This window comes from Streptomyces sp. CB01373 (assembly GCF_002803075.1).
Taxonomy (GTDB): domain Bacteria; phylum Actinomycetota; class Actinomycetes; order Streptomycetales; family Streptomycetaceae; genus Streptomyces.
In genome coordinates this window covers 380004-404242 of sequence record NZ_NNBK01000011.1, presented here as the reverse complement: position 1 = coordinate 404242, position 24239 = coordinate 380004, and the positions used below count along the sequence as shown (strand labels likewise).

23 protein-coding genes and 1 pseudogene are annotated in these 24239 nt (G+C 70.6%); 14 read left to right on the top strand and 10 right to left on the bottom strand.

Going from position 1 to position 24239, the window contains the following annotated elements:
• The first annotated feature begins 92 nt into the window (after positions 1-92).
• The gene (locus CG719_RS19700) at positions 93-545 is read left to right on the top strand and encodes a hypothetical protein (RefSeq protein WP_159024898.1); all 453 of its coding nucleotides are present in this window, start codon (positions 93-95) and stop codon (positions 543-545) included.
• A 168-nt stretch (positions 546-713) separates the two neighbouring features.
• On the opposite strand, the pseudogene CG719_RS19695 reads toward CG719_RS19700, so the two are convergent.
• A pseudogene (locus CG719_RS19695) lies at positions 714-869 on the bottom strand (DUF255 domain-containing protein); the annotation flags it as partial.
• A 192-nt stretch (positions 870-1061) separates the two neighbouring features.
• Between CG719_RS19695 and CG719_RS19690 the strand changes: the two are divergent.
• Positions 1062-4262 (top strand): tetratricopeptide repeat protein, encoded by a 3201-nt coding sequence (locus CG719_RS19690; protein WP_100569964.1) that lies wholly within the window; start codon positions 1062-1064, stop codon positions 4260-4262.
• 59 nt (positions 4263-4321) lie between these two features.
• On the opposite strand, the gene CG719_RS19685 is transcribed toward CG719_RS19690, so the two are convergent.
• A complete protein-coding gene (locus tag CG719_RS19685) occupies positions 4322-4567 on the bottom strand; it encodes a hypothetical protein (RefSeq protein WP_199836689.1) in 246 nt (81 codons plus the stop codon).
• A 6-nt stretch (positions 4568-4573) separates the two neighbouring features.
• A complete protein-coding gene (gene mca / locus CG719_RS19680; RefSeq protein WP_199836693.1) occupies positions 4574-5431 on the bottom strand; it encodes a mycothiol conjugate amidase Mca in 858 nt (285 codons plus the stop codon).
• A 221-nt stretch (positions 5432-5652) separates the two neighbouring features.
• Between mca and CG719_RS19675 the strand changes: the two genes are divergently transcribed.
• On the top strand, positions 5653-6051 hold the full coding sequence (locus tag CG719_RS19675) for a DUF4307 domain-containing protein (RefSeq protein ID WP_100569961.1): 399 nt from the start codon (positions 5653-5655) through the stop codon (positions 6049-6051).
• A 175-nt stretch (positions 6052-6226) separates the two neighbouring features.
• Complete coding sequence (gene greA, locus CG719_RS19670) at positions 6227-6724, top strand: transcription elongation factor GreA (protein ID WP_100569960.1); 498 nt, start codon at positions 6227-6229, stop codon at positions 6722-6724.
• A gap of 104 nt (positions 6725-6828) precedes the next feature.
• Here greA and CG719_RS19665 read toward each other — a convergent pair whose 3' ends face one another.
• From CG719_RS19665 to ilvA, 3 genes are all read right to left on the bottom strand, one after another.
• On the bottom strand, positions 6829-7686 hold the full coding sequence (locus CG719_RS19665) for an ABC transporter permease (RefSeq protein WP_100569959.1): 858 nt from the start codon (positions 7684-7686) through the stop codon (positions 6829-6831).
• On the bottom strand, positions 7683-8702 hold the full coding sequence (locus CG719_RS19660; RefSeq protein ID WP_100569958.1) for an ATP-binding cassette domain-containing protein: 1020 nt from the start codon (positions 8700-8702) through the stop codon (positions 7683-7685). The genes CG719_RS19665 and CG719_RS19660 overlap by 4 nt, the downstream gene beginning before the upstream one ends.
• A 247-nt stretch (positions 8703-8949) precedes the next feature.
• A complete protein-coding gene (gene ilvA, locus CG719_RS19655) occupies positions 8950-10179 on the bottom strand; it encodes a threonine ammonia-lyase (RefSeq protein ID WP_100569957.1) in 1230 nt (409 codons plus the stop codon).
• 162 nt (positions 10180-10341) lie between these two features.
• Here ilvA and CG719_RS19650 point away from each other — a divergent pair, with 162 nt between their 5' ends.
• The 3 genes from CG719_RS19650 (at position 10342) to CG719_RS19640 (ending at position 11902) form a co-directional block, all read left to right on the top strand.
• Positions 10342-10839 (top strand): MarR family winged helix-turn-helix transcriptional regulator, encoded by a 498-nt coding sequence (locus tag CG719_RS19650; protein ID WP_100569956.1) that lies wholly within the window; start codon positions 10342-10344, stop codon positions 10837-10839.
• Positions 10840-11056: 217 nt separating this feature from the next.
• The gene (locus tag CG719_RS19645; RefSeq protein ID WP_100569955.1) at positions 11057-11560 is read left to right on the top strand and encodes a sigma factor-like helix-turn-helix DNA-binding protein; all 504 of its coding nucleotides are present in this window, start codon (positions 11057-11059) and stop codon (positions 11558-11560) included.
• Positions 11561-11653: 93 nt separating this feature from the next.
• A complete protein-coding gene (locus CG719_RS19640; protein ID WP_100570006.1) occupies positions 11654-11902 on the top strand; it encodes a hypothetical protein in 249 nt (82 codons plus the stop codon).
• Here CG719_RS19640 and CG719_RS19635 read toward each other — a convergent pair whose 3' ends face one another.
• Positions 11903-13057: a cystathionine gamma-synthase gene (locus CG719_RS19635; protein WP_100569954.1), complete on the bottom strand. Its 1155-nt coding sequence runs from the start codon at positions 13055-13057 to the stop codon at positions 11903-11905. It lies immediately after the preceding gene.
• A gap of 130 nt (positions 13058-13187) precedes the next feature.
• Here CG719_RS19635 and CG719_RS19630 point away from each other — a divergent pair, with 130 nt between their 5' ends.
• The 3 genes from CG719_RS19630 to CG719_RS19620 all read left to right on the top strand — a co-directional run bounded on the left by CG719_RS19630 (position 13188) and on the right by CG719_RS19620 (position 16469).
• Positions 13188-14306 carry a hypothetical protein gene (locus CG719_RS19630; RefSeq protein ID WP_100569953.1) on the top strand — a complete coding sequence of 373 codons (1119 nt, stop codon included), beginning with the start codon at positions 13188-13190 and terminating at the stop codon, positions 14304-14306.
• A 375-nt stretch (positions 14307-14681) separates the two neighbouring features.
• Positions 14682-15275, top strand: coding sequence for a DUF4291 domain-containing protein (locus tag CG719_RS19625; protein WP_100569952.1), 594 nt, complete (start codon positions 14682-14684; stop codon positions 15273-15275).
• Between the two features lie 240 nt (positions 15276-15515).
• Positions 15516-16469, top strand: a complete 954-nt coding sequence (locus tag CG719_RS19620; protein WP_199836688.1) for an NADP-dependent oxidoreductase — start codon at positions 15516-15518, stop codon at positions 16467-16469.
• A gap of 75 nt (positions 16470-16544) precedes the next feature.
• Here CG719_RS19620 and msrA read toward each other — a convergent pair whose 3' ends face one another.
• Positions 16545-17057 (bottom strand): peptide-methionine (S)-S-oxide reductase MsrA, encoded by a 513-nt coding sequence (gene msrA / locus CG719_RS19615; RefSeq protein WP_100569951.1) that lies wholly within the window; start codon positions 17055-17057, stop codon positions 16545-16547.
• Between the two features lie 364 nt (positions 17058-17421).
• Here msrA and CG719_RS19610 point away from each other — a divergent pair, with 364 nt between their 5' ends.
• Complete coding sequence (locus CG719_RS19610; protein WP_100569950.1) at positions 17422-17787, top strand: hypothetical protein; 366 nt, start codon at positions 17422-17424, stop codon at positions 17785-17787.
• A gap of 161 nt (positions 17788-17948) precedes the next feature.
• Here CG719_RS19610 and CG719_RS19605 read toward each other — a convergent pair whose 3' ends face one another.
• A complete protein-coding gene (locus tag CG719_RS19605; protein WP_100569949.1) occupies positions 17949-18554 on the bottom strand; it encodes a TetR/AcrR family transcriptional regulator in 606 nt (201 codons plus the stop codon).
• Between the two features lie 130 nt (positions 18555-18684).
• Between CG719_RS19605 and CG719_RS19600 the strand changes: the two genes are divergently transcribed.
• The 3 genes from CG719_RS19600 (at position 18685) to CG719_RS19590 (ending at position 22598) form a co-directional block, all read left to right on the top strand.
• Positions 18685-19602 carry an alpha/beta fold hydrolase gene (locus tag CG719_RS19600; protein WP_100569948.1) on the top strand — a complete coding sequence of 306 codons (918 nt, stop codon included), beginning with the start codon at positions 18685-18687 and terminating at the stop codon, positions 19600-19602.
• Between the two features lie 196 nt (positions 19603-19798).
• Positions 19799-21019 (top strand): FG-GAP-like repeat-containing protein, encoded by a 1221-nt coding sequence (locus tag CG719_RS19595; protein WP_100569947.1) that lies wholly within the window; start codon positions 19799-19801, stop codon positions 21017-21019.
• A gap of 58 nt (positions 21020-21077) precedes the next feature.
• The gene (locus tag CG719_RS19590; RefSeq protein WP_100569946.1) at positions 21078-22598 is read left to right on the top strand and encodes a recombinase family protein; all 1521 of its coding nucleotides are present in this window, start codon (positions 21078-21080) and stop codon (positions 22596-22598) included.
• A 186-nt stretch (positions 22599-22784) separates the two neighbouring features.
• Here the strand turns inward: CG719_RS19590 and CG719_RS19585 are convergent, their stop codons facing one another.
• Positions 22785-24143 (bottom strand): replication initiator, encoded by a 1359-nt coding sequence (locus tag CG719_RS19585; RefSeq protein WP_100569945.1) that lies wholly within the window; start codon positions 24141-24143, stop codon positions 22785-22787.
• Positions 24144-24239: the final 96 nt, after the last annotated feature.

Genomic DNA, 24239 nt, shown 5'->3' with positions numbered 1-24239 from the left:
CCGCCACAACGGGCTACACCCCGACCGCCCCACGCCCGACCCCACCGCCTCCCCCGGCTCCTGGGCCGCGCTGGTCACCGCCAACGGCTCCGGTGAAGAAGGACAACGGCTGGGTGAGCTGCCTCGGCGCCCTCGCCATAGGCATCGTGCTCCTAGTGGCCGGCCGGAGCTGTATCAGTGCGCTTGACTCCGGCTCCAGCACGCCGGACGGCTCCGACAGGAGCCCGAGCAATATCGTCTCCTGCCCAACGCGCATCGCCGACGAGCTGCCATCGGGTGATGGTGCAGAGCTGGTCGAGGCCTTCCGCACGAGGAACAAACAGATCACGCTGTGCCGCACCAGCAGAGGCAAGCTGTACTACTTCGGCGAGTTCAGCGATCACCGCGAGCCGGGCATTGCCATGCCTGCCAAGCGGACCAGCGGCGGCTATGAGGCGAGCAACCCTCCGTACCGCTACGACATCCGCGACGGCGTCGTGACGATCTACAAATCGGGCACGCGAATCGGCCAGGAAGAACTGACGTTGGAGCCCTCCCCCAGGTGATCAGCATGGGGCTCGCCACACGGCAGCCGACGTCGGGCCTCCATCGTCCTGCTCAGGTGCTGCTTCTCCTTGCGTCTCGTGGGTAAACGCCACCGATGCCTCGGCGGGCTACGGGACGTGATGTTGCGGAACCGCACCTGCATCTGACCGCACCGGACGCCGCACTCACCAGTGGCAACTGCTGTACCCGACGCTCAGCAGCACGGGGACATCGCGCCGCCGCGCCTCCTCGAAGGCCTCCGCCGACCACGGCCACCAGTCGACCGGGTTGTCGGCGTGCTGGAGCAGATAAGGGGACGTCTCGTGGGCCAGTCGGTTCGGCATACCCCCATCCTGCCTCACCCGGCCCCGCCGGACGCGAAGGGTGATCGCACCGCGACTCCTCGTGTGCCCGCTGCTCTCTGTTCCCCGGGCGGCCGGCGACGGTCGGGACATGTGATCGCCGCCCCCTCGCGCTCCCGCGCGAGCCGAAGGACACTCGTAGGCAACGGAGTTGTCGCCGGAGGGGGACGGGACATGCGAGATGGCCATCGGGCGGACGCCGAGCGGCTGCTGACTCGGGCCGTGGAGGAGGAGGTCCGCCGCTCGGGCGGCCGGGTGGACGGAAGCGTGCTGCTGTCCCGGGCGCGCGGCGCGCTGGACACCATGGCCGAGACCGCGGCGGAGGAGTACGGGACCTACACGCGGGCGCTGGACGAGGCGGCCGCCGGGCAGCTCACGTTCGCCCAGCGCTACGCCCGCGAGGGCGGCGGAACGCCCCTGCTGATCGCGGGAGTTGCGGGACTCGCCGCCGTCGTCGCCGATCTGGCGCTGGGCACCGGCGGCGGCACCGCCGTGGGCGCGGGCGTCACCGCCGGGGTGGTGGGCGCCGCCGCCACCGTGGTGAAGGTGACCGCGACCCATGTACCCGCCGCCCACCGCCGGGCCGGGGCGGCCGGCCAGCCCGGCGGACCGCAGCAGTTGCGGTTGCAGTGGCTGACCGCGCTGGAGGTGCGCGGCATCCGTCCGTTCCTCGACCAGCAGCGGGTGCTGAGCGCGTCCACCACGCCGAAGAAGGCGGCGCCCCGGCTGCGCGGCACGGACAAGAGCGCGGCGGCCCGCAGACGCAGTGCCCTTGAGCAGTCGTTCGGCCAACTGCCCGAGTCTGTGGGCGTGTTCGCGGGGCGGCGGCAGGAGATGGCGCGGATCCGGCAGTGGGTGCAGGCGGCCCGCGCGTCCACCGAGACCCGGCCGACCGTCGTGGTCCTGCACGGAGCGCCGGGCTCCGGCCGCAGCACGCTGGCGGTCCGCGCGGCCCACGATCTGAAGGACCAGTTCCGGGGCGCGGTCGTGGTCGACCTGCGCGGCGGCAGCCGGGAGGAGCCGCCGCTGCCCGTCCGCGACGCGCTGCTGCACCTGCTGAACCGGCTCGGCGCGCCCCGCGAGCAACTGCTGTTCCGTGACCGCACCTCCCCCGATCAGCAGCTCAAACGGCTCGGCGAGCTGTACCACCAGCATCTGACCGGGCTGCCGGTCACGATCGTGCTGGACGACGCGTCGGACGCCGAGCAGGTCCGCGCCCTGGTCCCCGAGCGGTCCGACAGCCTGGTCCTGGTCACCGCCCGCGAACCGCTGCGACTGCCCGCCGACCTGCCCGCCTGGGTGCACCAACTGCCCGTCGAGGCACTGGACGCGGTGGGCGCGGAGGAACTGCTGACGGCCGCCGCGCAGGACAGTTCGGGGCCCTACGACGCGGAATCCACCGACCGGATCACGCAGTTGTGCGGCGGGCTGCCGCTGGCCCTGCGCATCGCGGGCTCCTGCCTCGGCCCGCGCTCACCGCGCCGGCTGGCCGGCGACCTCGGCGCGTACGGCCCGGTGGAACCGGTGGAGCGTGCCCTGTGGCTGCGCTACACCGACCAGTCGGAGCAGGGCCGCCGGCTGCTGAGACGGCTCGCCCTGGCCGGACGCGCCTCCATGGGCGGCGCGGCGGCGGCCGCGCTGCTGGCCACGGACGAGACGGAGGCGAAGCGGCAGCTGACGGCCCTCGCCAGGGCGGGTCTGATCGACCTTGTGCGGGGCAACCGCTACCGGCTGCACGACCTGGTGCGGGGCTTCGCGCACGCGCGTCTGCTGGACGAGGAGGACCCCGCCGAGCGGACGGCCGCGCAGGAACGGCTGATCGAGAACTACGCCGAGCTGGCCGACTCGGTGCTGCGCCTGGTCGACGGGAACATGTCCACCCGGTCGGACCGCTTCAGCCCGCACGGTTTCACCTCCCTGGACGAGGCGCTGCGCTGGCTGGACGACGAGTCGAGCTTCATCACGGCCGCCCTCAGGCACGCGGAGGGCGTGAACCAGGGCGCCGTGCTGAACCTGCTCGGCGCCCTGTGCGACTACTGCCTGCTGCGCGGCGACCTGTACCGGCTGGGGGAGATCAGCGAGCTGACCCAGGCCGTCGACCAGGGGCTTCTTGTCCGGTCGGTGCAGTGGCGTACCGGCATCGCCGCCCGCCAGCTGGGCGAGCTGGACAAGGCGCGGACCACGCTGGCCTCGGTCGTCGACCTCTACCGGGAGGCCCACCACGAAGCGGGCGCGGCCCGCGCGCTGAACTCCCTCGGCATCACGCTGCACCACCAGGGCAACCTGACGGAGGCGGCGGCCCGGCTGCGGGAGGCCCTCGATCTCCAGGCGGCGCCCGAGCTGGCGACCGACCGCGCCTGGACGATGCACGCGCTGGCGGCGGTGGAGCGGGACCGGGCGCACCTGGCGGAGGCGCTGGAGCTGCTCACGCAGTCGCTGGTGCTGCACCGGGAGGGCGGTTCGGTGCACGGCGAGGCATGGGCCCACTTCCAGCTGGGTCAGCTCGCGCTGCGCAGGGGCGACGTGGAGCGGGCCGAGGCGGATCTGCGCCAGGCGCTGGAACGCTACCGCCGCACCCGGGACGCCCGCGGCGAGGCCTGGGCCCTCACCCAGCTCGCCCGGGCCCGGCTGCTGGCCGGCGAGTCGGCCGAGGCGGTGGAGGAGCTGCGGCAGGCGGCGGCGCGGCACCGGGACAACGAGGACGCGCGCGGCGAGGCGTGGACGCTGTACTACCTCGGTCAGGCGCTGGAGGAGACCGGCGCACTCGACCAGTCGGTGCGCGAGCTGGAGCGTGCCCGCACCATGTTCTCCCGGATGCGGGACGTGTACGGGCTGGCCTGCGCCCGGCACCACTCGGCCAGGGTCACCCGGGACCAGCGGGCGGCGCAGACCGGCTCACTGCGCAACTCCGGTTTCGCCCGCCAGCTCCTCGTCGACGCCCGCGCCGACTTCCAGCGCATCGGCCTCGCGCACGGCGAGGCGTGGACGTGTCTGGAGCTGGCCGTGGTGGACGCCGGCAACGCCCGCACCCAGCAGGCACTGGCCCTGTGCGACGAGGCGCTGGCCCTGTTCGCCACCTACGGGGACCGCCGCGGCGAGGACTGGGCGCGGTTCCTGCGCTGCACCCTGCTGCCGTACGCGGCCCCCGGCGGCACGGAGGTCGGCACGGCGGTGGCCCAGGAGGAACTGGCCCAGCTCGCCCGCGGCGCCCATCCGCTGCGCGACGGCAAGCTGAACGACTACGTCGAGGCCTACCGGCTCCTCCTGGAGCGTGGCGTGAGCCTGGAGGCGGGCTGGCAGGCCTGGCGCCTGGGCATGGTGCCGGAGCGGCACGCGCGGGAGGTGATGGGGGTGGCGGTGCCGGACGGGAACTGACCCCTCCGTCCGGGCCGGGCCGGACGAGAGGCCGTGGGGCGGCACCGCCCGCCCGGGTGTCAGCCCCGCTCGGCCTTGGCCTCGCCGGAGGCGGCGCCGGGCCGCGTCGCGGGGTCCGGGGCCTCCTTGAAGTCGATCCTGCCCATGTGGCGGTTCATGGACTTCATCAGGGCCCACACCGCGAGGGCCATCACCGCGAAGACGACGAAGCCGAGGACGCCGGGGGTGACCTTGTTCTTGTCGAACTCGGCGAGAGGGACCAGGTGCGTCATTGCCAGGCTCACGCTTGCACTCATGTCAGGCATTGTCCCTCACGACTGCCGGACACCCGCAAAGAGGTCGTCCTCCGGGAGCGAGGTGTCGACGAGCGACTTCGCGAGCTCGTACTCCTCCGTCGGCCAGACCTCCTTCTGGATCTCCATCGGCACCCGGAACCAGCCGCCGTCGGGGTCGATCTGCGTGGCGTGGGCGATCAGCGCCTTGTCGCGGATCTCGAAGAAGTCGGCACAGGGGACGTGCGTGGTGAGCGTGCGCTCGGTGTGCCCAGACTTCTCCCAGCGCTTGAGCCACTCGCCGTAGGGGGACTCCAGGCCCCGGTCGAGCAGGGCCTGGTGCAGCGTCTCGGTGCGCACGCGGTTGAAGCCCTGGTTGTAGTAGAGCTTCTGCGGCTGGTAGGCCGGGCCGTACTCGTCCTCCGGGTACTTCTCGGCGTCCGCGGCACCCTCGAAGGCCACCATCGAGATCTTGTGGGTCATGATGTGGTCGGGGTGCGGGTAGCCGCCGTTCTCGTCGTAGGTGGTGATCACCTGGGGACGGAAGGAGCGGATCTGGCGGACCAGCTCGCCGGCCGCCTTGTCGAGGTCCTCCAGGGCGAAGCAGCCCTCGGGCAGCGGGGGCAGCGGGTCGCCCTCGGGCAGACCGGAGTCGACGAAGCCGAGCCACTCCTGGCGCACGCCGAGGATCTCGCGGGCCTCGTCCATCTCCTTCCTGCGCACCTCGTGGATGTTCTCCTCGATGTACTTGTCGCCCTGGAGCTTGGGGTTGAGGATGGAGCCACGCTCTCCGCCCGTGCAGGTCACCACCAGCACGTCCACCCCCTCGGAAACGTACTTGGCCATGGTGGCCGCGCCCTTGCTCGACTCGTCGTCGGGGTGCGCGTGCACGGCCATCAGTCGCAGCTGGTCAGTCAAGGCTCAGTCCTCAGGTCAAGTCGGTGCCCGGTTCGGCGGGCAGTCAACGGTGCCGTCCCGCGGCAGGATCGGTCCGGGGTCGCGGTCGGTCGGGCGGGCGCGGGCTTCTATAGTGACCGAATCGGGGGGCGAATAATTCCGGGGTCCGGCTCCGGAAGCCCCCGCGGGGCGCACGTCCCGCACCGGCCGAGAGGACGATCATGAGCACGGCGAGCACCCGGCTGCCCGAGGGTCGCTACGGCCGCTCCGCGAACGAGCGCGCCGACCACAAGCTCAAGATCACCGGTGCCGTCCTGGGCGCGGCCCTGCTCGCCCTGATCGGCTACTTCGCCTACCACTACGTCGGCCAGAACAAGATCAGCGCGCAGGTCGTCGCCTTCCAGGCCTCGGACGACGCGGTGCGGGTCCATCTGGAGGTCCACAAGGACGCCGGCGCCCGCGGCTACTGCACGCTGCGCTCGCAGGCTGCCGACGGCTCCGAGGTCGGACGGGCGGACTTCCGCTTCGACGAGCACGCCTCGCAGATCGACAAGGTGCTCACCCTGCGGACGACGGCCCGGGGCACGACGGCCGAGCTGCTGGGCTGCAACGCCGGGTGACGCGTCGGCGTTGACCGGAATAGCGGTGGCTGACCTGCGTTGACGTAGGTCTCACGGCTTATGTCCTCCCCCTTTGCGCCCTGAATTGTTAGGCTCGTGGTTTCGCCCATCCATGAGGGAACATTCTTCTGGGTAGGGCGATGCTTTGTATTCCCAGCACCGACGAGGAGCACCTGTGACCCAGACCAGCGAGAACGTCACCTGGCTGACCCAGGAGGCGTACAACAAGCTCAAGGACGAGCTTGCGTACCTTACTGGTCCTGCGCGCACGGAGATCGCCGCCAAGATCGCGGCCGCGCGCGAGGAGGGCGACCTGCGCGAGAACGGCGGGTACCACGCGGCCAAGGAGGAGCAGGGCAAGCAGGAGCTCCGTGTGCGCCAGCTGACCCAGCTCCTCGAGACCGCCCAGGTCGGCGAGCCGCCGGCCGCGGACGGCGCGGTCGCGCCGGGCATGGTCGTCACGATCGCCTTCGACGGCGACGAGGACGACACCCTGGCCTTCCTGCTCGCCTCGCGGGAGTACGCGAGCGCCGAGATCGAGACCTACTCGCCGCAGTCCCCGCTGGGCTCCGGCGTGCTCGGCCACAAGGTCGGCGAGGACGCGGAGTACGAGCTGCCGAACGGCAAGGTCGCCTCGGTCAAGATCCTCAAGGCCGAGCCGTACAGCGGCTGAGTCCCCGCACCGCCTTCCGGTGAAGCCCCCGGCGCTCCGCGTGAGCACCGGGGGCTTCGTCATGTCCGGGCCACCACTGACCCGGGCTGCGCCGTTGCTCGTGCTCAGGCCGTGGCCGAGCGGTACTTGCGCACCGCCAGGGTGCGGAAGACGAGGATGATCAGAGCCGAGTAGATCAGCGAGGCCCAGACCGGGTGCTGCATGGGCCAGGCGGTGGACGTGGACTGGCCGGGGTTGGCGAAGAGCACACGGCAGGCCTGGACGGTGGCGCTGAACGGGTTCCACTCCGCGACATGCCGCAGCCACGGCGTCATCTTGCCGGAGTCCACGAACGCGTTGGAGACGAACGTCACGGGGAAGAGCCAGATCAGACCGCCGGAGGTGGCCGCCTCGGGCGTGCGGACCGACAGGCCGATCAGGGCGCCGATCCAGGTGAAGGCGTAACCGAGCAGGAGCAGCAGGCCGAAGGCGGCCAGCACCCGGCCGACGTTCGTGTCGCCGTCCGATCCGACGCGCCAGCCGACGAGCAGGGCGACGGCGGCGAGGACGAACAGGGTCAGCGCCGTCTGCACCAGGTCGGCGAAGGTGCGCCCGGTGAGCACCGCGCCGCGCGCCATGGGCAGCGAGCGGAACCGGTCGATCAGGCCCTTGTGCATGTCGTCGGCGATGCCGGCGCCGGAGCTGGCGGTGGCGAAGGTGACGGTCTGCGCGAAGATGCCCGCCATCAGGAAGTTCTTGTAGACGCTGGGATCGGTCGTGCCCTGGATCTGCATGGAGCCGCCGAACACGTAGGTGAACAGCACCACGAACATGATCGGCTGGATGAGCCCGAAGATGACCATCTCGGGGATCCGGGTCATGCGGATCAGGTTGCGCTTGGCGACGACCATCGAGTCACGGACGGACTGGGTCAGTACGTTGCCGGGCGGCGCGATCCGCGCGCTGTCGGTGGCGGCACTCACTTGGCAGTCTCCTTCTTGTTCCGGCGGTCCCTGGCGTCGGCGCCCCGGGCGCCGCTCGTGCCGCTCTCGTCCTTGGCCTCGGCCACATGGCCGGTCAGGGACAGGAACACGTCGTCGAGGGTCGGGCGGCGCAGACCGATGTCGTCGATCTCGATGCCGCGCAGGTCCAGCTCCCGGATGATCTCGGCGAGCAGCTTCGCGCCGCCGCTGACGGGCGTGGTGATCTTGCGGGTGTGCTCCTCGACGCCGGTGTCGCCCTTGCCGAAGCCGCGCAGCACCTCGGCGGCGGTGGGGATGTGCTCGCGCTCGTGCACCACGACCTCGACGCGCTCGCCGCCGGTGCGGGCCTTGAGCTGGTCCGAGGTGCCGAGGGCGATGACCCGGCCGTGGTCGACCACCGCTATCTCGTGCGCCAGGTGGTCGGCCTCTTCCAGGTACTGCGTGGTGAGCAGCAGGGTCGTACCGCCGGAGACCAGCTGCTTGATGACCTCCCACAGCTGCTGGCGGTTGCGCGGGTCGAGGCCGGTCGTCGGCTCGTCCATGAACATCACCGGCGGGGAGACGACGAGCGCCGCCGCCAGGTCGAGCCGGCGGCGCATGCCTCCGGAGTAGGTCTTGGCGGGCCGGTCCGCGGCGTCGGCGAGGTTGAACTGCTCCAGCAGCTCCCCCGCCCGGGTCTTCGCCGCCGCGCCCCTCATCTGGTACAGCCGGCCGACCATCTCGAGGTTCTCGCGGCCGGTCAGATACTCGTCGACCGCGGCGAACTGGCCGGACAGTCCGATCGAGCGCCGCACCTCGTTGGGATGTTTGAGCACGTCCAGGCCCGCGACGACGGCCTTGCCACTGTCGGGTCGCAGCAGCGTGGTCAGACAGCGGACGGTGGTGGTCTTGCCCGCGCCGTTGGGCCCGAGCAGTCCCAGCACCGTGCCCTCGGGGACATCGAGGTCGACGCCGTCCAGAGCCCTTACGTCGCCGAAGGTCTTCACCAGACCTTCGGCATAGATGGCGCCTGGCATATGAGTCTCCACGTCGTCGGGGATGGGTCGGAAAAGCCTAGAGAGGCAGGTGTTGTTCCGCTGGGAATTTTCGTCCGCGCCACGTCCGGGCCGCGTCCGCGCAGACCGCGCCACCCGTTCGCGAACACGACACACCATAACGCGATGTATCGCGTCTGCTCAATGGGATTTCCCGAACGAGTGAGGAAGGACTGGTGACCTCCGTGTTCCGCTCGTCCGCCGCCCGACCGCCCGGCGGAGGGCGGGCTCAGTCGATGACCGTGTAGCCGGACTCCCGCAGGGACTGGCCGACCTCGGCGCAGTGCGCCGGCCCCTTCGTCTCCAGGTGCAGCTCCACCTCCGCCTCCGCGAGTCCGAGCCGTGGATCGGTCCGGACGTGGCTGACGTCGAGGACGTTTGCGTCGACCGCCGACAGCACCCCCAGCAGCGTGGCGAGCGCGCCCGGCCGGTCGGTCAGCCGCAGCCGGACCGCCAGGTAGCGGCCCTGTGCGGCCATGCCGTACCGCAGTACCCGCTGGAGCAGCACCGGATCGACGTTCCCGCCGGACAGCACCGCCACCACCGGACCGGCCAGGGGGCCCGAACGGCCCAGCAGCGCCGCGACCGGGCTCGCCCCGGCCGGCTCGACCACCAGTTTCGCCCGCTCCAGGCACAGCAGCAGCGCGGCGGACAGCTCGTCCTCGGTGACCGTGCGCACCTCGTCCAGCAGTTCGCGCAGGATCCCGAACGGCACGTCGCCCGGCCGCCCGACCCTGATGCCGTCGGCCATCGTCACCGGGGTGCCGACCGTCACCGGACGGCCCGCCGCAAGCGAGGGCGGGTACGCCGCCGAGCCCGCCGCCTGCACCCCGACGATCCGCACGTCCGGCCGCAGCGACTTCACCGCCACCGCGATGCCGGCCGCGAGCCCGCCGCCGCCGATTCCGACGACGATCGTGCCCACCTGAGGGCACTGCTCCAGGATCTCCAGGCCCACCGTGCCCTGGCCCGCGATGACGTCCGGATGGTCGAACGGGTGGATGAACACCGCGCCCGTCCGGTCCGCGTACTCCTGGGCGGCGGCCAGCGTCTCGTCGACCACCTGGCCGTACAGTCGCACCTCGGCGCCGTAGTCCCGCGTGGCGCTGATCTTCGGCAGCGGGGCGCCCCTCGGCATGAACACCGTCGAGTGCACCCCGAGCAGCGACGACGCCAGCGCGACGCCCTGCGCGTGGTTGCCGGCGCTCGCCGCCACGACCCCCGCGGCGCGCTCCTCGGGCAGCAGTCCCGCGATCCTGACGTAGGCGCCGCGCAGCTTGAACGAACCCGTCCGCTGAAGGTTCTCGCACTTCAGGTGCACCGGCGCGCCCACCAGGCCGGACAGGTGCCTGCTGCCCTCCATCGCGGTCACCCGTGCCACCCCGGAGAGCATCTTCTGCGCGCCGCGCACGTCGTCCAGGGTGACCGGCCAGGGGGAGCCTGCCGTGCTGTAGCTCATGCCTCAAGTCTCGCAGTTCACAGGCCGCGGACGCCGTTGTGACCATCCTCCGAGACCCGGATCGCGCAGCGCCGGTACGACTTGCCACCAGTCCGCGTAACCTGTCCCCCAACCCAGCAGCTCTCCAGAAGCGAGCCCCCGGACATGCCCACACCCCCCGACATGTCGACGGACGGGACGACCGTCGGTGACACCGGTCTCCTCGACACCCTCCAGCACGAGGTGGCGGTGTTCGCCCGCCGGGCCGAGCAGACCCGCCTCGGCGGCGTCGGACAAGTGCGCAACTCCATGGACCGCGCCGCGTACCTGCTGCTCAACCGCCTCGACAAAGAGGGCCCGATGGGTGTCAAGGCGCTCGCGGCGAGCATGGGCATCGACTCCTCCACCGTCACCCGACAGGTCGCGCCGCTCGTCGACACCGGCCTCGTCAAGCGCACCTCGCACCCCGAGGACGGGCGGGCCGTGGTGCTCCAGCTCTCCCCGCGCGGGCTGTCGCGGCTGGAGGAGGTCCGCTCGTCCAGACGGCAGCTGATGGCCGAGCTGACCCACGACTGGGAACCGGCGGAACGCGAGACCTTCTGCTCACTGCTGACCCGCTTCAACGACGCCCTCGCCGCCCGCCAGGGCATACCGCAGACGGACTCCCCCTCGGCGTCCTGAAGTCCCCGGCCGCGTGCGGTCCGCGGGATGTGAACGCGGCTCTTGACCGACGGGCCGTCCCTGCCCTCAGATGAGACCGGGCCCTCCTCGTGCCCGGTCGTCCTGCCCGGCCGTCCCGGCCGTCACGCCTGACCGTCACGCCTGGTCGTCGTGCGCGGTTCAGGAGGCCGTACGAGAACGGGTCCCGCGGTCACGGTCGCCCTTGGGGGGAGGCGCGGTGCGAGAGCGGCAGGCGGCCCGAGGTGCTCGCCGGGCCCGGGAGTTCGAGGCGTTCGTCGCGGGCGCGGCCGGGCGGCTGCTGCACGCCGCCACACTGCTCACCGCCGAGGCCCCCGGCGCCAACCCGCGCGCGCGGCGCCTGCTGACCCTCGCCCTGGCGCACACGTACGCGTGCTGGGACCGGCTGCGCGCCGAGGACCCGTACCACCACGCCCGCCGGCATCTGGCCGCCCGCTTCGCCCGCGAGGCGTGGCACCACCGCTGCGGTCCGGGGCGCAACCGCCGCAGGCCGCCCGGCGCCCTGGCCGGGCTCACGGCCCAGGAACGCCTGATCATCGTCCTCAGGCTGTACGAGGGACTGGCCGAGGAACAGGCGGCGGCCCTGCTGGGCCTGCCCGCGGACCGGGTCCGCGTCCTCTGCGACCGCGCGATCACGACGCTCACCCGTGCTCCGGTGCGCCGGGCACCGGCGGTCGGCGGGGCCGGGGCGGCGGCCTCATGAATGGATCGCGCTGATGAGTGGATCGCGGGGAGCGGGCTTCCGTGGCCTGCGCGGTCCATGTGGCCTGCGTGGCTCCTGTGGCCGGTGGCGGCCGTGAACCGGTCCGAACGGGAAGCTGCCGTACGGCGGATCCTGGAACAGCGACCGCCGCAGGTGCCCCCGGAGCTGTACGAGGACGCCGTACGGCGCGGGGGGCGGATGCTGCGCCGCCGCACGGCCGCCCGCCGGATGATGTGGCTGGTGCTGGCCGCGGCGGCCGTGGCCTTCACGGTGTGGGCGCTGACGGCCCGCCCCTGGGTGGAACCGCCGTCGCAGACGACTCCACCCGTGACCGGCTGGTGACTAGCCGAGGGCCTGCTTCAGGTCCTCGAGCAGGTCGTCGACGTTCTCGATGCCCACGGACAGGCGCACCAGGTCGCCGGGCACCTCGAGGGCGGAGCCCACCACGGACGCGTGCGTCATGCGGCCGGGGTGCTCGATCAGCGACTCGACACCGCCCAGGGACTCGCCGAGCGTGAACACCTTGGCGCGGTTGCAGACCTCGACGGCCGCCTCCTCGCCGCCGTCGACCCGGAAGGAGATCATGCCGCCGAACGCCTTCATCTGCTTGGCGGCCACCTCGTGACCGGGGTGCTCCGGCAGCCCCGGGTAGAGGACCTGGCTCACGCGCGCGTGCCGGGTCAGCATGTCGGCGACCTTCGTCGCGTTCTCGCTGTGCCGGTCCATGCGCACCGCGAGCGTCTTGGTGCCGCGCAGCACCAGCCAGGAGTCGAAGGGGCCGGCGACGGCGCCCATCGCGTTCTGGTGGAACGCCAGTTCCTCGCCCAGCGCGGCGTCGCCGACGATCAGCGCGCCGCCGACGACGTCCGAGTGACCGCCCATGTACTTGGTCAGCGAGTGCACGACCACGTCCGCGCCGAGCGCGAGCGGCTGCTGAAGGTAGGGCGTCGCGAAGGTGTTGTCGACGACGAGCCGCGCGCCGGCGTCCCGGGCGACCTGGGCGACCGCGGCGATGTCGGTGATGCCGAGCAGCGGGTTGGAGGGGGTCTCCACCCATACGGCCTTGGTCTTAGGTGTGATGGCGGCACGTACCGCGGCCGGGTCCGCGGTGTCCGCGACCGACCACTCCACACCCCACCGGGAGACGACCTTGGCGAACAGGCGGAACGTGCCGCCGTAGGCGTCGTTGGGGATCACGACGTGGTCGCCGGGGCTGAGCAGCGTACGCAACAGGCAGTCCTCGGCCGCCAGTCCGGACGCGAACGCGAGTCCGCGACGGCCGCCCTCCAGGGCGGCGAGGTTCTCCTCCAGGGCGGTCCTGGTCGGGTTGGCGCTGCGGCTGTACTCGTAGCCGTCGCGCAGACCGCCCACGCCGTCCTGCTTGTAGGTCGAGACCTGGTAGATCGGCGGGACGACCGCCCCGGTCCGGGGGTCGGCCGTGTTGCCCGCGTGAATCGCGAGCGTCTCGAAGTGCTCACTGATGTGCCTGTCGCTCATGGGCCCGAGGGTAGTGCGCTTGTGGGGGTGGTGCGGGACCGCGGGTCCCGGGCGGCACAGCGGGCAGGGTTTTCCACAGGCTCGCGGCACAGGTTGGCCAAGTGTCGGCACCGTCTGGTTCGCTTGTCGCATGGAGATTCTCTGGGTCGTGATGGCGCTGGCCATGCTGGGCTTCGTGCTGGTCCCGTTCCTCAGGCGCAGCCGTGCCGGCATCGGGCAGGTTCCGCCGGGGCATCCGGACGCCGCGGACCCGGCGAACTACGGATTCGTCCGGCAGGAGGAGCTCGACGTCCGCATGCCCGGACCGGACCAGGACCTGCTGGACGTCCTGGAGCTGGTGCAGCGCACGCAGGACTACCGCGCCGCCTCCCAGCTCCTCGCGGGCACGGAGAAGGAGGGCGAGCTGCGCTGGCAGCGCGTGCAGGCCTTCGCCGGGGCGGCCTCGGTGGAGCTCCAGCAGCGGCCGGGCGGGGTCGGCGAGACGCCCGGCGCGCAGTGGCTGCGGGTGTGGCGGGCCGAGGCGCCCAAGGATCCGGGCGGCGCGGCGGTGTACGCCGAGTTCCTCGTGCAGCAGGCGTGGCGTACGGCCACGCCGGGCACGAACGAGTTCCGGATCATCATGGAGGAGGCCCGGGAGGTCTGTGGGCAGGCGGCGCTGCTGGCCCCGGGCGACCCGGTTCCCTGCATCGTCGAACTGTCCGTGGCGCGGGGCCTGGCGTACTCGCACCCGGAGTTCGAGAAGCTGTGGCTGAAGATCCTCGACCGCGCGCCGGCCCACACGGGGGCGCATCTGGCGGCCCTCCACTACTGGTGCGAGAAGTGGCACGGCTCGCGTGACCTGGCGTACTCCTTCGCGGAGGCCGCCGCGGCCCGTGCGCCCCGGGGTTCGCTGCTGGCGGCCATGCCGCTGTTCGCGGTCTTCGAGCACCTGCCCGAGGTCAACCTGGTCAGGGGCTTCTACGAGAGCGAGGTCGTGACCAAGGCGGTCCACGGCGCGCTCTTCGCGGTGCACGCGGCCCGGCCCGACGACCCGATGCTCGCCCACGTCCGCCATCTGCTGCTCTTCTTCCTGGTCCGCTCCGAGCGCTGGGCGGAGGCGATGAGCCAGCTCATATACGTCGACGGCCATGTGGGCGCGGTGCCGTGGACCCTGTCCGAGGACCCGGCGGCGGAGTTCGCCGTCTACCGGGCGCTGGCCGTGGCGGGCTACGAGGCCAACGGCGGCAGCCCGGCGACGCTGCACCACTGACAGGCCCCGGGCGCGCACCCGGTACGGGCCCAACCGCCTGCCCCGCCGGGGCGGAAGCCGATACGCCCGCCGGAATGACGACGGCAGCGGGATCGTTGTCCTGGATGCCGCCGCCCGCGCACGCGGGACCGGCGGAAGCGACGGGCCCGTTGTGACGGACGGGCCCGCCCCGGGCCTGACCGGCGTCCTGCCCGACGGGCATCGCTCCGGCGCCGGAAGGTCGCGGACAAGCAGCCGGCGGTAGCGCGGTAGGTACGGGAGCGGGCGCCGTGGGCCGGCAATGCGCACGGTGCTGCGGCCGGCGCTCTCCGTCGCAGTGAAACGGCAGTCGAAAATCAGTGGCCGCCTGAAACGGCTGACTCCAGGCTGTACGCCATGGAACAACCGCAACGCGGGATCCGTGCGGCCCACGCGGACTCCACGATCACCGTCTACCAGGCGTACGCCCCGGAAATCGGCCTGCCCGCCGTCCGCGAGGGCCGTTTCCCCGCCGCGTGGAAGCGCGACAGGATGACGTGGGTCAAGCCGTCGTTTCTGTGGATGATGTACCGATGCGGCTGGGGCGCCAAGGAGGGGCAGGAGACCGTTCTCGCGGTCGAGATCAGCCGTGACGGCTTCGAGTGGGCGCTGCGTCACGCGTGCCTGTCGAGCTACGTCCGCGGGGTACACCCCGACCGGGCCGCCTGGCAGCGTCAGTTGAAGCGCGCGCCCGCTCGCGTGCAGTGGGACCCCGAGCGGGATCTGCACCTGCGACCCCTGCCGTACCGGTCTTTGCAACTCGGCCTCTCCGGTGAGGCCGCACGACGCTACGCGGACGAGTGGACGGTCGCCATCCGCGACGTGACCCCACTCGCCCACGAGATCCACGCACTGGTCAACGGTGGCGATCTGGAGTCCGCCGCCCGGCTGTTGCCCCGAGAACGCCCCTATCCCGTTGGAGACCGGCTTCTTGCCCACCTACTCGGATGACGAGCCGGTCCGCGCGACAGTCCGACGCGTTCGTAGTTGCGTAGTTGAACGGACCCGGCCGGCGCATGAACCGGGGGCCGCTTCCGCCTACCGGGTCGGCTGTGTGGTGCTCGATCGGCACGGCGCGGCAGCACGGATCCCTTGAATGGGCGATACCTGGCGCCGGTCGTACCTGTGAGGCTGGTGGTGACGGCGTGGCCTTCGGCACGGCACCGCCCATCATCAGGAGGTGATCGCCTCATGGACACGATGCGCGCAGTACGCGCTCACCGGCGCGGAGGTCCCGAACAGCTGGTCTACGAGACCGCGCCGCGTCCGCAGCCCGGGCCCGGCGACGTCGTCGTCGCGGTACGGGCCGCCTCCATCACCGCAGGAGAGCTTGCCTGGGACGCCACCTGGACCGACAGCTTCGACGGATCCGGGCAAGAACGGACACCCGTCATTCCCGCGCACGAGGTGTCCGGTGTCGTGGTCGAGCACGGGGCCGGTGTCACAGCTCCGGCCCTGGGTGCCGAGGTGTACGGACTCATCCCGTTCCTGCGTGACGGAGCCGCCGCCGAGTACGTCGCCGTACCGGCCGGGATCCTCGCCGCCAAGCCGGCCGGACTGGACCACCGCAGCGCGGCGGCCGTCCCGCTGCCGGCGCTCACGGCGTGGCAGGGACTGGTCGGCCAGGCTCACCTGGAGTCCGGCCAGCATGTCCTCGTCCACGGCGGCGCCGGAGGCGTCGGCTCGTTCGCCGTACAGATCGCTGCCGCGCTGGGCGCACGGGTCACCGCGACCGCCTCGGCCCGCGATACCGAATTCGTCGCGGGCCTCGGCGCCCGGAAGGTCATCGACTACGCAGGCGGCCGGTTCGACGACCACGTGGCAGACGTGGACGTCGTATTCGACACGGTCGGCGGCGACACCCAGACCCGGTCCTGGACCGTTCTGCGCCCGGGCGGCGTCCTCGTCAGCATCGTGACGCCCCCCGACCCCAGGGCGGCCCGAGGCCCTGCTGCGCACGGAGTGTTCTTCGTCGTCGAGCCGGACCGTGACGGGCTCGACTCCATCAGCGAGTTGATCACGAGCGGACGGCTGACCCCGCAGATCGACCGGGTCGTTCCCCTGGCACAAACCCGCGCCGCGTACGAGGCGCTCAACGGGGAGCACCGGCGTGGCAAGGTCGTCATCCATGTCGCGGACGGGTAGTCAGCCGCGGCCCACGACGGTCGGTCCCGCTGCCTCTGCCGGTCGGCCTCCGCTTTCCGTCAGGCCGCCTCGCGGTCAGCCCTCCGCGCGGGCGGGCAGCCGCCATCCCGGGCGCGGGAAGTGGCAGGTGTATCCGTCCGGGTAACGCTGCAGGTAGTCCTGGTGCTCGGGCTCGGCCTCCCAGAAGGGGCCGACCGGCTCCACCTCGGTGACGACCTTGCCGGGCCACAGTCCGGAGGCGTCCACATCCGCGATCGTGTCCTCGGCGATCCGCTTCTGCTCGTCGTCCACGTAGTAGATCGCCGAGCGGTAGCTGAGGCCGATGTCGTTGCCCTGGCGGTTCTCGGTGCTCGGGTCGTGGATCTGGAAGAAGAACTCCAGGAGCGCGCGGTAGTCGGTCTTCGCGGGGTCGAAAAGGATCTCAATGGCCTCCGCGTGCGTGCCATGGTTGCGGTACGTCGCGTTCGGCACGTCACCCCCCGTGTATCCGACCCGGGTCGCCGTCACGCCCGGGAGACGGCGGATCAGCTCCTCCATGCCCCAGAAGCATCCGCCGGCCAGCACTGCCCTCTGCGTCTGCGCAGCCATTACGGGCCCCTCCAATATCTGTCAGCTCGGTCGTTCGGGCTGCTCGGCTCGCACACCACCGGCATCCCATACCCGTTGTCCTCAACGCACGAGGCTGCGAAGCGATTCCTCGCCCGTCCAACCCGCCCTGCGGTCGCCGACCACCGGCCACCAGGAAGAGGGCCACCGACCTGTCAACCCACCCCCGCGCCGGGGCCTCACATCCGGAGAGCCCTACTCACACACGGCTACCGCGTTCACAGCCCCATTCAGGACTCGTCCCACACTTCACGCCCGCAGCCGAGCCGCTTGCTGAGCGCCCGGCGTCGCGTGGTTCGGCGTAACATCCTTCGCTGGTGGTCGACATGGCCCGTGGGGGGCGAATATGAAGAAACCGGACGACCGCATCGCATCCGCCCTGCGCTTCACCGCTGAACTCGTCGCCTGGGTGGCCACACCGTGGGCCTTGTCCAAGTACTCATGGGTGCTCGCCGTCCTGGCCGTGGTGGTACTGATCGGACTGCCGACCGTCTTCTCCACTCCGGGGGACAAGAAGCAGGTGATCATTCCTGTCTCCGGTACGGTCACGATCCTGCTCGTGCTGCTCCAGCTCGCCGCTGCCGTGATCGCCGCATGGTCGGCATGGCCTGGCTATGCGGCGGTGCTCGTGTCTCTCCTCGTGGCCGCCACCCTCGTAACGGAACGCCACCGCTGGCGGTGGCTGGTCTCCACGGACCGGCGCGCCGGCTGAGCGGCGGCAGGATCCTGATCCCGTCAGGCTCGTGATGGGAAGAAGTAAGCGCAGGGCCGTCTCATGCGGTCGGCCGCGTCAGCCTCCGTGTGTCGGAGCTCCGGCAGAGCCACCCTGCCCCTCGATCGCCCTTATCGCACCCGCCTCGTCGGCGAACCCCGTCAAACGACCTGGAAGATCCGGTCCAGGTGACGGTTCAGGACCGCGGCTGCGGACTCCGGGCTGCGCTGGCCGACCAGGATGCTGGTGCCGAGTCCGGCCGACATGGCGAGCAGGCTGACCGCTTCGTCTCTCGCGTCGATTCCGGGCCCGGTGAGATCGGCCCCTCGCGCCTGCCGGAGGAGCCCGGTGAGGGTGTCCTCGGCGGCATCGGGGTTCGCGATGAAGGGCTGGGCGGCAAGCGCCTCGTCGGTCACGGCCAGGACGGCGTACGAGGTGTAGAGGAAGTGGAAGGTGCGGCTTTCGTCATCGGTCGGGAGTGCCGCCATCAGAAGTGCCTCGATCACCGCGCGGGGGCCCGGACTGGCCCCGGCTGCCCGAACCCGGGCGGCGACCCGTTCCTCGAACCTCTCCGTCAGATGTTGCAGCCCGAAGAGCAGCAGCTTCTCCTTGGTCTCGAAGTAGTACTGGACCAGCCGCAGTGACACGCCGGCCTCCGCTGCCACGTCGCGCATCCCCACGGCGTGCAGTCCGCGCCGCCCCGCGGCCCTGACGAGTGCCTCGGCGATCTCGGTTCGTCGTTGTGCGTGGTCCACGCGCTTCGGCATCGGCTGCGCCTCTCGTCCACCGTCTGTGCTGGTTGCCCGACCCGATCCGGCCATTTTCATGATACAGCCGTATCAAGTTGATGATACGGCTGTATCATGAACGAGTTGTTGCCTCTGGAGGTGGCCTTCCGTGCCCGAGACCACGACCCGCGAACGCCTCCGGCCCGACGTAGGGCGATATGTGAGCGACGCCCTGCGTGAGCGCTACTTCTCCGCGTGCGACGCCGTCTACGCCATGGGGGCGCCGGCTGTCGCGCAGGAGGATGTGGAGACCAGCTTCGGGACGACGCACGTCTACCGGTACGGCCCCGACGACCCGGCCGGCGCCTCCCGCACCCCGGTGGTCCTGGTGCATGGCGCCGGCAGTTGCTCCGCCATGTGGTACCCGAACACTCCGGCGCTCAGCGCCGAGCGCCCCGTCTACGCGATCGACACACCCGGCGACCCCGGCCGCAGCGTTCAGCGTGAACCCATTCACCAGCCCGAACGTGCCGCCCAGTGGCTGGACGAGACACTCGCCGGACTCGGCCTCGACCGCGTCCACCTGGTCGGTTCCTCCTACGGAGGATGGCTCGCCCTGAATCAGGCGCACCGCAGGCCCGCACGCCTCGCCTCGGTCACCCTGCTCGATCCCGGCGGCCTGGAGAAGGTCGGCCCGCGCTTCTTCGTCTGGATTTTCGCCGGCCTCTTCGCGACCTTCGCGCCCAAGGCGCTGCGCCCCCGACTGGCGGCCTGGCTGGAGCAGCCGGTCCTCGTCGTACCGCAGCTGCGCGCGATGACCAGAGCGGCCGTCCGCGCCCACCGCATTCGCCGCCCGTCTCCACTGCCCCTGTCCGAGCAGGAGCTGTCCACCGTCCACACCCCGCTCTATCTGGTACTCGGCAGGCGAAGCCTCCTCGTACATGCGAAGCGGCAAGTGGAGCGCGTTCCGCGGCTGATACAGGGCGCCCGGGCCGAGATCGTCTCGAACACCGGTCACGGACCGCAGATCGACCACGCGGACGAGGTCAACCGCCGGATGCTGGGCTTCATGGACTCGGTCGGCTGACGGGCGCTGACCTGGGCGGGTCCCAGCCGCCCCCGCCGGTCCAGTGACCGTCTCCCGACGAAGGGGCTCAACGTACTTTACGATCAGTTGGCTTGCGTCGGACAGCCGTCGGGGATCCACAGCAACTTCGTGGAAATCCCGGCTCGTTGTGGGGACAAGGTGCCGGCGCGCGTCAATGGGGGGGGGAACACCGCACATGCAGAACCGTTTCAACCGGGGCATGGCGACACTCGTCGGCCTCGTACTCACCGGCACCGGTCTGGCCGCCGTGAACGCCGCTCCGGCGGCCGCGAGTTCGAACAGCTGCCCGGCGGGCTACTTCTGCGGGTGGAAGGGCAAGAGCCCCAGCGGCTCGATGTGGAAGACGAACAAGAACGTCGCGTCCCTGGGCAGCTGGGACAACAAGATCCACACTTACACCAACCGCACGAAGAAGTTCGCCTGCCTCTACGAGGACAAGAACTACGTGCCGGGGGGCGGCTACTGGGCCCAGAGGCCGAACAAGGCCGGCGAGTGGGCCTGGGGCCCGGACGCGACCACCAGCTCGATCAAGTTCGTCCGCACCAAGCGCGAGTGCTCCTCGCCCGCCTACCCGCGCTGGTATTCCGAGACCTCTCCGAAGGCGCTGGGCTTCGGGGACATGAACGGCGACCGCAGGGCCGACATGATCGTCCGCGACAAGGCCGGACGGCTCTGGTTCACTCCGGGCAACGGCAAGGGCAAGCTCATCGGCTCCAGCGGCTGGAACAAGATGAACGCCCTCACCCGCCACGGCGACTTCAACGGTGACGGCCGTGAGGACCTCATCGCCCGCGAGGCGTCCACCGGCAAGCTGTGGCTCTACCCCGGCACAGGTACCGGTTCCCTCGGCAAGCGCAAGCTCATCAGTTCGGGCTGGAAGTCCATGAACCACATCACCGCCTTCGGCGATCTGACGGGTGACCGGCGCTCCGATCTGATCGCGGTCGAGAAGGCCACGGGCAAGCTGTGGCTCTACCCGGGCACGTCCAAGGGCAAGCTCGGCAAGCGCAAGCTCATCGGCTCCAGCGGCTGGAACAAGATGAACGCGCTCGTCGCCATGGGCGACGTGACCGGCGACGGCCGTCCCGACCTCTACGCACGCGAGGCGTCCACCGGCAAGCTGTGGCTCTACCCCGGCACGTCCAAGGGCAAGCTCGGCAAGCGCAAGCTCGTCGGCTCAAAGGGCTGGAAGGCCATGGCAAACCTGATATCGGTCGGCGACTTCTCCGGCGACGGACGTCCCGATCTCGCCGCCGTGACCAACACGAAGTACGTGATCGACGGCTACCCCGGCCACCCGGGCTGGCTGGTCACCTACCGGGGACGGGACACGGGCACCCTGACGTCCGGCCAGCGGACCGACGGCGATTGGTGGGAGCTCAACGGCTTCTGCTAGGCCGGGCCGGCAGCGGGACCGGACGACGTGGACCATGCCGTGCTCATAGCCTTTTTCCATGGCTGAAGACGACAGGAACCAGCAGACGGACGCCCAGTTAAGGCGAGCCCTCAGGGCCAGACAGGCGGCCGGAACACAGAGGACCAAGAAGCACCGTTCCGACTGGACTGGGGAGTCCGCGGCGATCTACTGCCGCATTTCTCACGTGAACGATGACGATCAGACCGGAGTGGAGCGCCAGGAGCGCATCTGCCGTGACGTGGCCGACCGCCTTGGGCTCATCGTCGACGAAGACCAGGTCTTCGTGGACAACAACCGGTCGGCATGGCAGCGGAAGCGCAAGCGCCCGGGATGGGACGCACTTCTCTCCGAGGCGAGCAAGGGCCGCACCCGCCACGTTCTCACGTACCACCCGGACCGGTTGATGCGGCAGCCGCGCGACCTCGAAGAGTTGTTGCAGATCGCCGACGACCACGACATCACGTTGCACGGCCAGGCGAACCGGCGCGATCTCGCGGACCCCGACGACCGGTTCTTTCTGCGCATCGAAGTCGCGCACGCGTGCCGCTCCAGTGACGACACGTCTCGCCGACTGATCGATTCCATGATCGACCGTGCCCAGGACGGGAGGCCGCACACCGGCAAGCGTCGCTACGGGTACGACAAGACCGGCACGGTGATCATCCCGGAAGAGGCCGCCATCGTTCGGGAGATCTTCACCCGCTATCTCGATGGTGTGAGCCCGGTCCAACTCGCCAAGGAGTTGTACCACCGCGGCGAGAAGACCGCCGAAGGGCGCAACTGGAGTCCCCCGCGGGTTCGGGATGTTCTCGGCAGCCGCCACGTGTCGGGCATCCGCGTCTTCCGCGGCGAGGAGATCGGCGACGGCGAGTGGCCCGCGATCATTGACCGCGGCATGTGGCTGGAAGCCCAGACGCGCCGTGAGTACCGCGCCGCACAGTCGGCGAACGGCAAGCGGCCGAGCCGGTTCTATCTGCTGCGCGGTGTGGTCACCTGCACGGGATGCGGGAGGGTAATGGCCGGTTCGGGGGGCAGCCGCCCTAAGTACGCTTGCATTCACCGCACCCACAGGCTCGACGTCCCACGCTGCAACAGAGTCGTCTCCGCGCCGATCCTGGAAGACTTCGTGAGCGAAGCCGCGGTCAACCTCCTCGAACGTCTTGACCTCAGTGAGGCACCGACGTCTTCCGAACTGCCGGAAGAGGACCGGGCAGCAGTCGAGGCCGACCGCCGCGAACTCGACGAACTGAAAGACATGTGGGAGAACCGGGAGTTGAAGACGCGGGAGTACCGCGAGATGCGCAAGACGGTTGAGGCGCGCATCGCTGAAGTCGAGCGCAAGATGATCGTTCGCCCGACTACAGAGGTCTTGGAGGGTCTTGTCGGCCCGCACGCGCGCGAGAGGTGGGAAGCGCTGAAGAAGGCTGAGGACTACCAGCGGATGAACGCCGTGATTTGCTTCCTGTTTGCCGCTGTCAAGATCAAGGAAGCGACGAGGAGGGGCAGGCAGTTCGACTACGGCAGGATCGACATTGAGCAGAATCCCATCTGGAACTGACGCCCGGCTGCGGCAAGAAGGGGCCTCGGAAGAGGCCCCTTCTGCTGTCTCATTCGATCTTCCCCACGGGCTGGCGTTCCAGGAGACGAGCCAGGCGTCTTGCCGACTTCGGGCCGATCTTGGTCGAGAACGTCCGGCAGACTCTCTCCAGGTGGCGCGCCCTTTCCGCTTCACGGTCCCCTCTTGTCAATGGCCCACCCTCATCCTGTGGAGCGCTTCGCGGACGATCTCGCGGTTCCGTGTCAGATCGTCCGCGATTCCTGCTGCGATGAGCTCGGCGCCAGGCGTGTGGCCGGAGCCGGCGTAGCGCCAGTACCGTTCGGTGACCACGTCGGGAATGTCGACGTGGCCCACGTGGTGGGCGCGCTCGGCGCGGAGTGCCGCGTAGGTGGTGGAGTAGGCACGGGATTTGGTGAGGATGTGGCCCCGGTAGCCGAGGGTGTGAGCCCAGTCGCGGAGGCGAAGAGGCGCGTACTCGGGGAGGCCGCCAAGACGCCAGCAGGCCCGAATGAGGGCGCGGACGTGTTCGCTCACGGGCGCCGACTCGATGTCGCCCCAGGTTGAGAGCGCGTGGTCGAGGCCGGCGCCTGTTTCCTTCGCGCCTTTCGTGACGTACTTGGCCACGTACGCGGCGACTGCGTCATCGTCGGGTCCGTTGCCGTCGGCGCGCAGGGGCCGGGCGTCGACCTGGGCGCCCCAGCGCAAAGTCAACTCGCCCACGGCGGGGCTGTAAGGGGTGCGGACCAGGACCCGCCGGGTGGAGGCGCGCACGGCGTCGATGAGCAGTTCCGCGGTGCCCCAGGGTGGGGGTTCATCCGTCGGTCCCGCTGGTCCGTCGAGGCGGACGACGGCGTGCACGTGGACGGCCGCACGTTTCTGGTACTCGGCGACGCGGGCGAAGGAGAGCCGGGCGTGCTGAGCGAAGCGGGACTGAACGATGCCAGCCGAGGAGGCCAAGCGCCGCCGGACGTCGATGGCGAACCGGTCCCACAGTTTGGATGCGTGTGCGTGCCACAGCACGTGGCACGCGTAGTCGTAGCAGTCGGCGCAAAGGGGTTGGCCGACAGTCGGCGCGTCCGGGGCGTGGACGGCTCCGCAGCCGAGAAGACGGCCGTGTTCGCAGGTTCCGCTGTCGCGGCGGGGGCGGCACAACTCCCCGGCCCGATGGACCGGGCCGAAGGACGGGGCGGTGAGGGTGACGAAGAGGCGGGGGCGGTGGCGGACGGTGGCGGGTATGTTCTTGCCGCCGAGGAGGCCGGCGCGGACGAGGTGGTAGGTGTCTCCGGCGTGGAGGCGGGAGCAGGCCGGGCAGACGGTGGCGCGTCGGTTGCGGCAGCGGACGAGGAGGCGTTCGCCGGGCTCGTTGCGGGTGTCGTAGTGGTGGAGGATCTCGCCGGTCGCACCGTCCAGGGTGGTGGTCGAACCGGAGAGGTGGACCGGGTGAGCACAGCCGCCGGTGGCGGTGATCTGCTCCAGCCAGCGGGCGAACTTGGGGTCTTGGGCAAGGCGGATGGCGTCGCGGTCCGCTTCGGGGAGCTGACGCAGGCGCGCCGCGCGGTCGAGGGCGGCGCGCCGGTCAGCCGCGGGGTAGTGCGGGGTGATGGTGGTGGCCTTCCGGGGTGGGCCGCCGTAGCGGCCGGG

Bases quoted from the DNA above. Each gene is read 5' to 3' on its own strand.
- CG719_RS19620 (WP_199836688.1), top strand. From the start codon at position 15,516: ATGGACACGATGCGCGCAGTACGCGCTCACCGGCGCGGAGGTCCCGAA.
- CG719_RS19675 (WP_100569961.1), top strand. From the start codon at position 5,653: ATGAGCACGGCGAGCACCCGGCTGCCCGAGGGTCGCTACGGCCGCTCC.
- CG719_RS19605 (WP_100569949.1), bottom strand. From the start codon at position 18,554: ATGCCGAAGCGCGTGGACCACGCACAACGACGAACCGAGATCGCCGAG.
- mca (WP_199836693.1), bottom strand. From the start codon at position 5,431: ATGGCCGTGCACGCGCACCCCGACGACGAGTCGAGCAAGGGCGCGGCC.
- CG719_RS19685 (WP_199836689.1), bottom strand. From the start codon at position 4,567: ATGCCTGACATGAGTGCAAGCGTGAGCCTGGCAATGACGCACCTGGTC.
- CG719_RS19660 (WP_100569958.1), bottom strand. From the start codon at position 8,702: ATGCCAGGCGCCATCTATGCCGAAGGTCTGGTGAAGACCTTCGGCGAC.
- CG719_RS19625 (WP_100569952.1), top strand. From the start codon at position 14,682: ATGGAACAACCGCAACGCGGGATCCGTGCGGCCCACGCGGACTCCACG.
- CG719_RS19595 (WP_100569947.1), top strand. From the start codon at position 19,799: ATGCAGAACCGTTTCAACCGGGGCATGGCGACACTCGTCGGCCTCGTA.
- msrA (WP_100569951.1), bottom strand. From the start codon at position 17,057: ATGGCTGCGCAGACGCAGAGGGCAGTGCTGGCCGGCGGATGCTTCTGG.
- ilvA (WP_100569957.1), bottom strand. From the start codon at position 10,179: ATGAGCTACAGCACGGCAGGCTCCCCCTGGCCGGTCACCCTGGACGAC.
- CG719_RS19650 (WP_100569956.1), top strand. From the start codon at position 10,342: ATGTCGACGGACGGGACGACCGTCGGTGACACCGGTCTCCTCGACACC.
- CG719_RS19610 (WP_100569950.1), top strand. From the start codon at position 17,422: ATGAAGAAACCGGACGACCGCATCGCATCCGCCCTGCGCTTCACCGCT.
- CG719_RS19690 (WP_100569964.1), top strand. From the start codon at position 1,062: ATGCGAGATGGCCATCGGGCGGACGCCGAGCGGCTGCTGACTCGGGCC.
- CG719_RS19630 (WP_100569953.1), top strand. From the start codon at position 13,188: ATGGAGATTCTCTGGGTCGTGATGGCGCTGGCCATGCTGGGCTTCGTG.
- CG719_RS19635 (WP_100569954.1), bottom strand. From the start codon at position 13,057: ATGAGCGACAGGCACATCAGTGAGCACTTCGAGACGCTCGCGATTCAC.
- CG719_RS19590 (WP_100569946.1), top strand. From the start codon at position 21,078: ATGGCTGAAGACGACAGGAACCAGCAGACGGACGCCCAGTTAAGGCGA.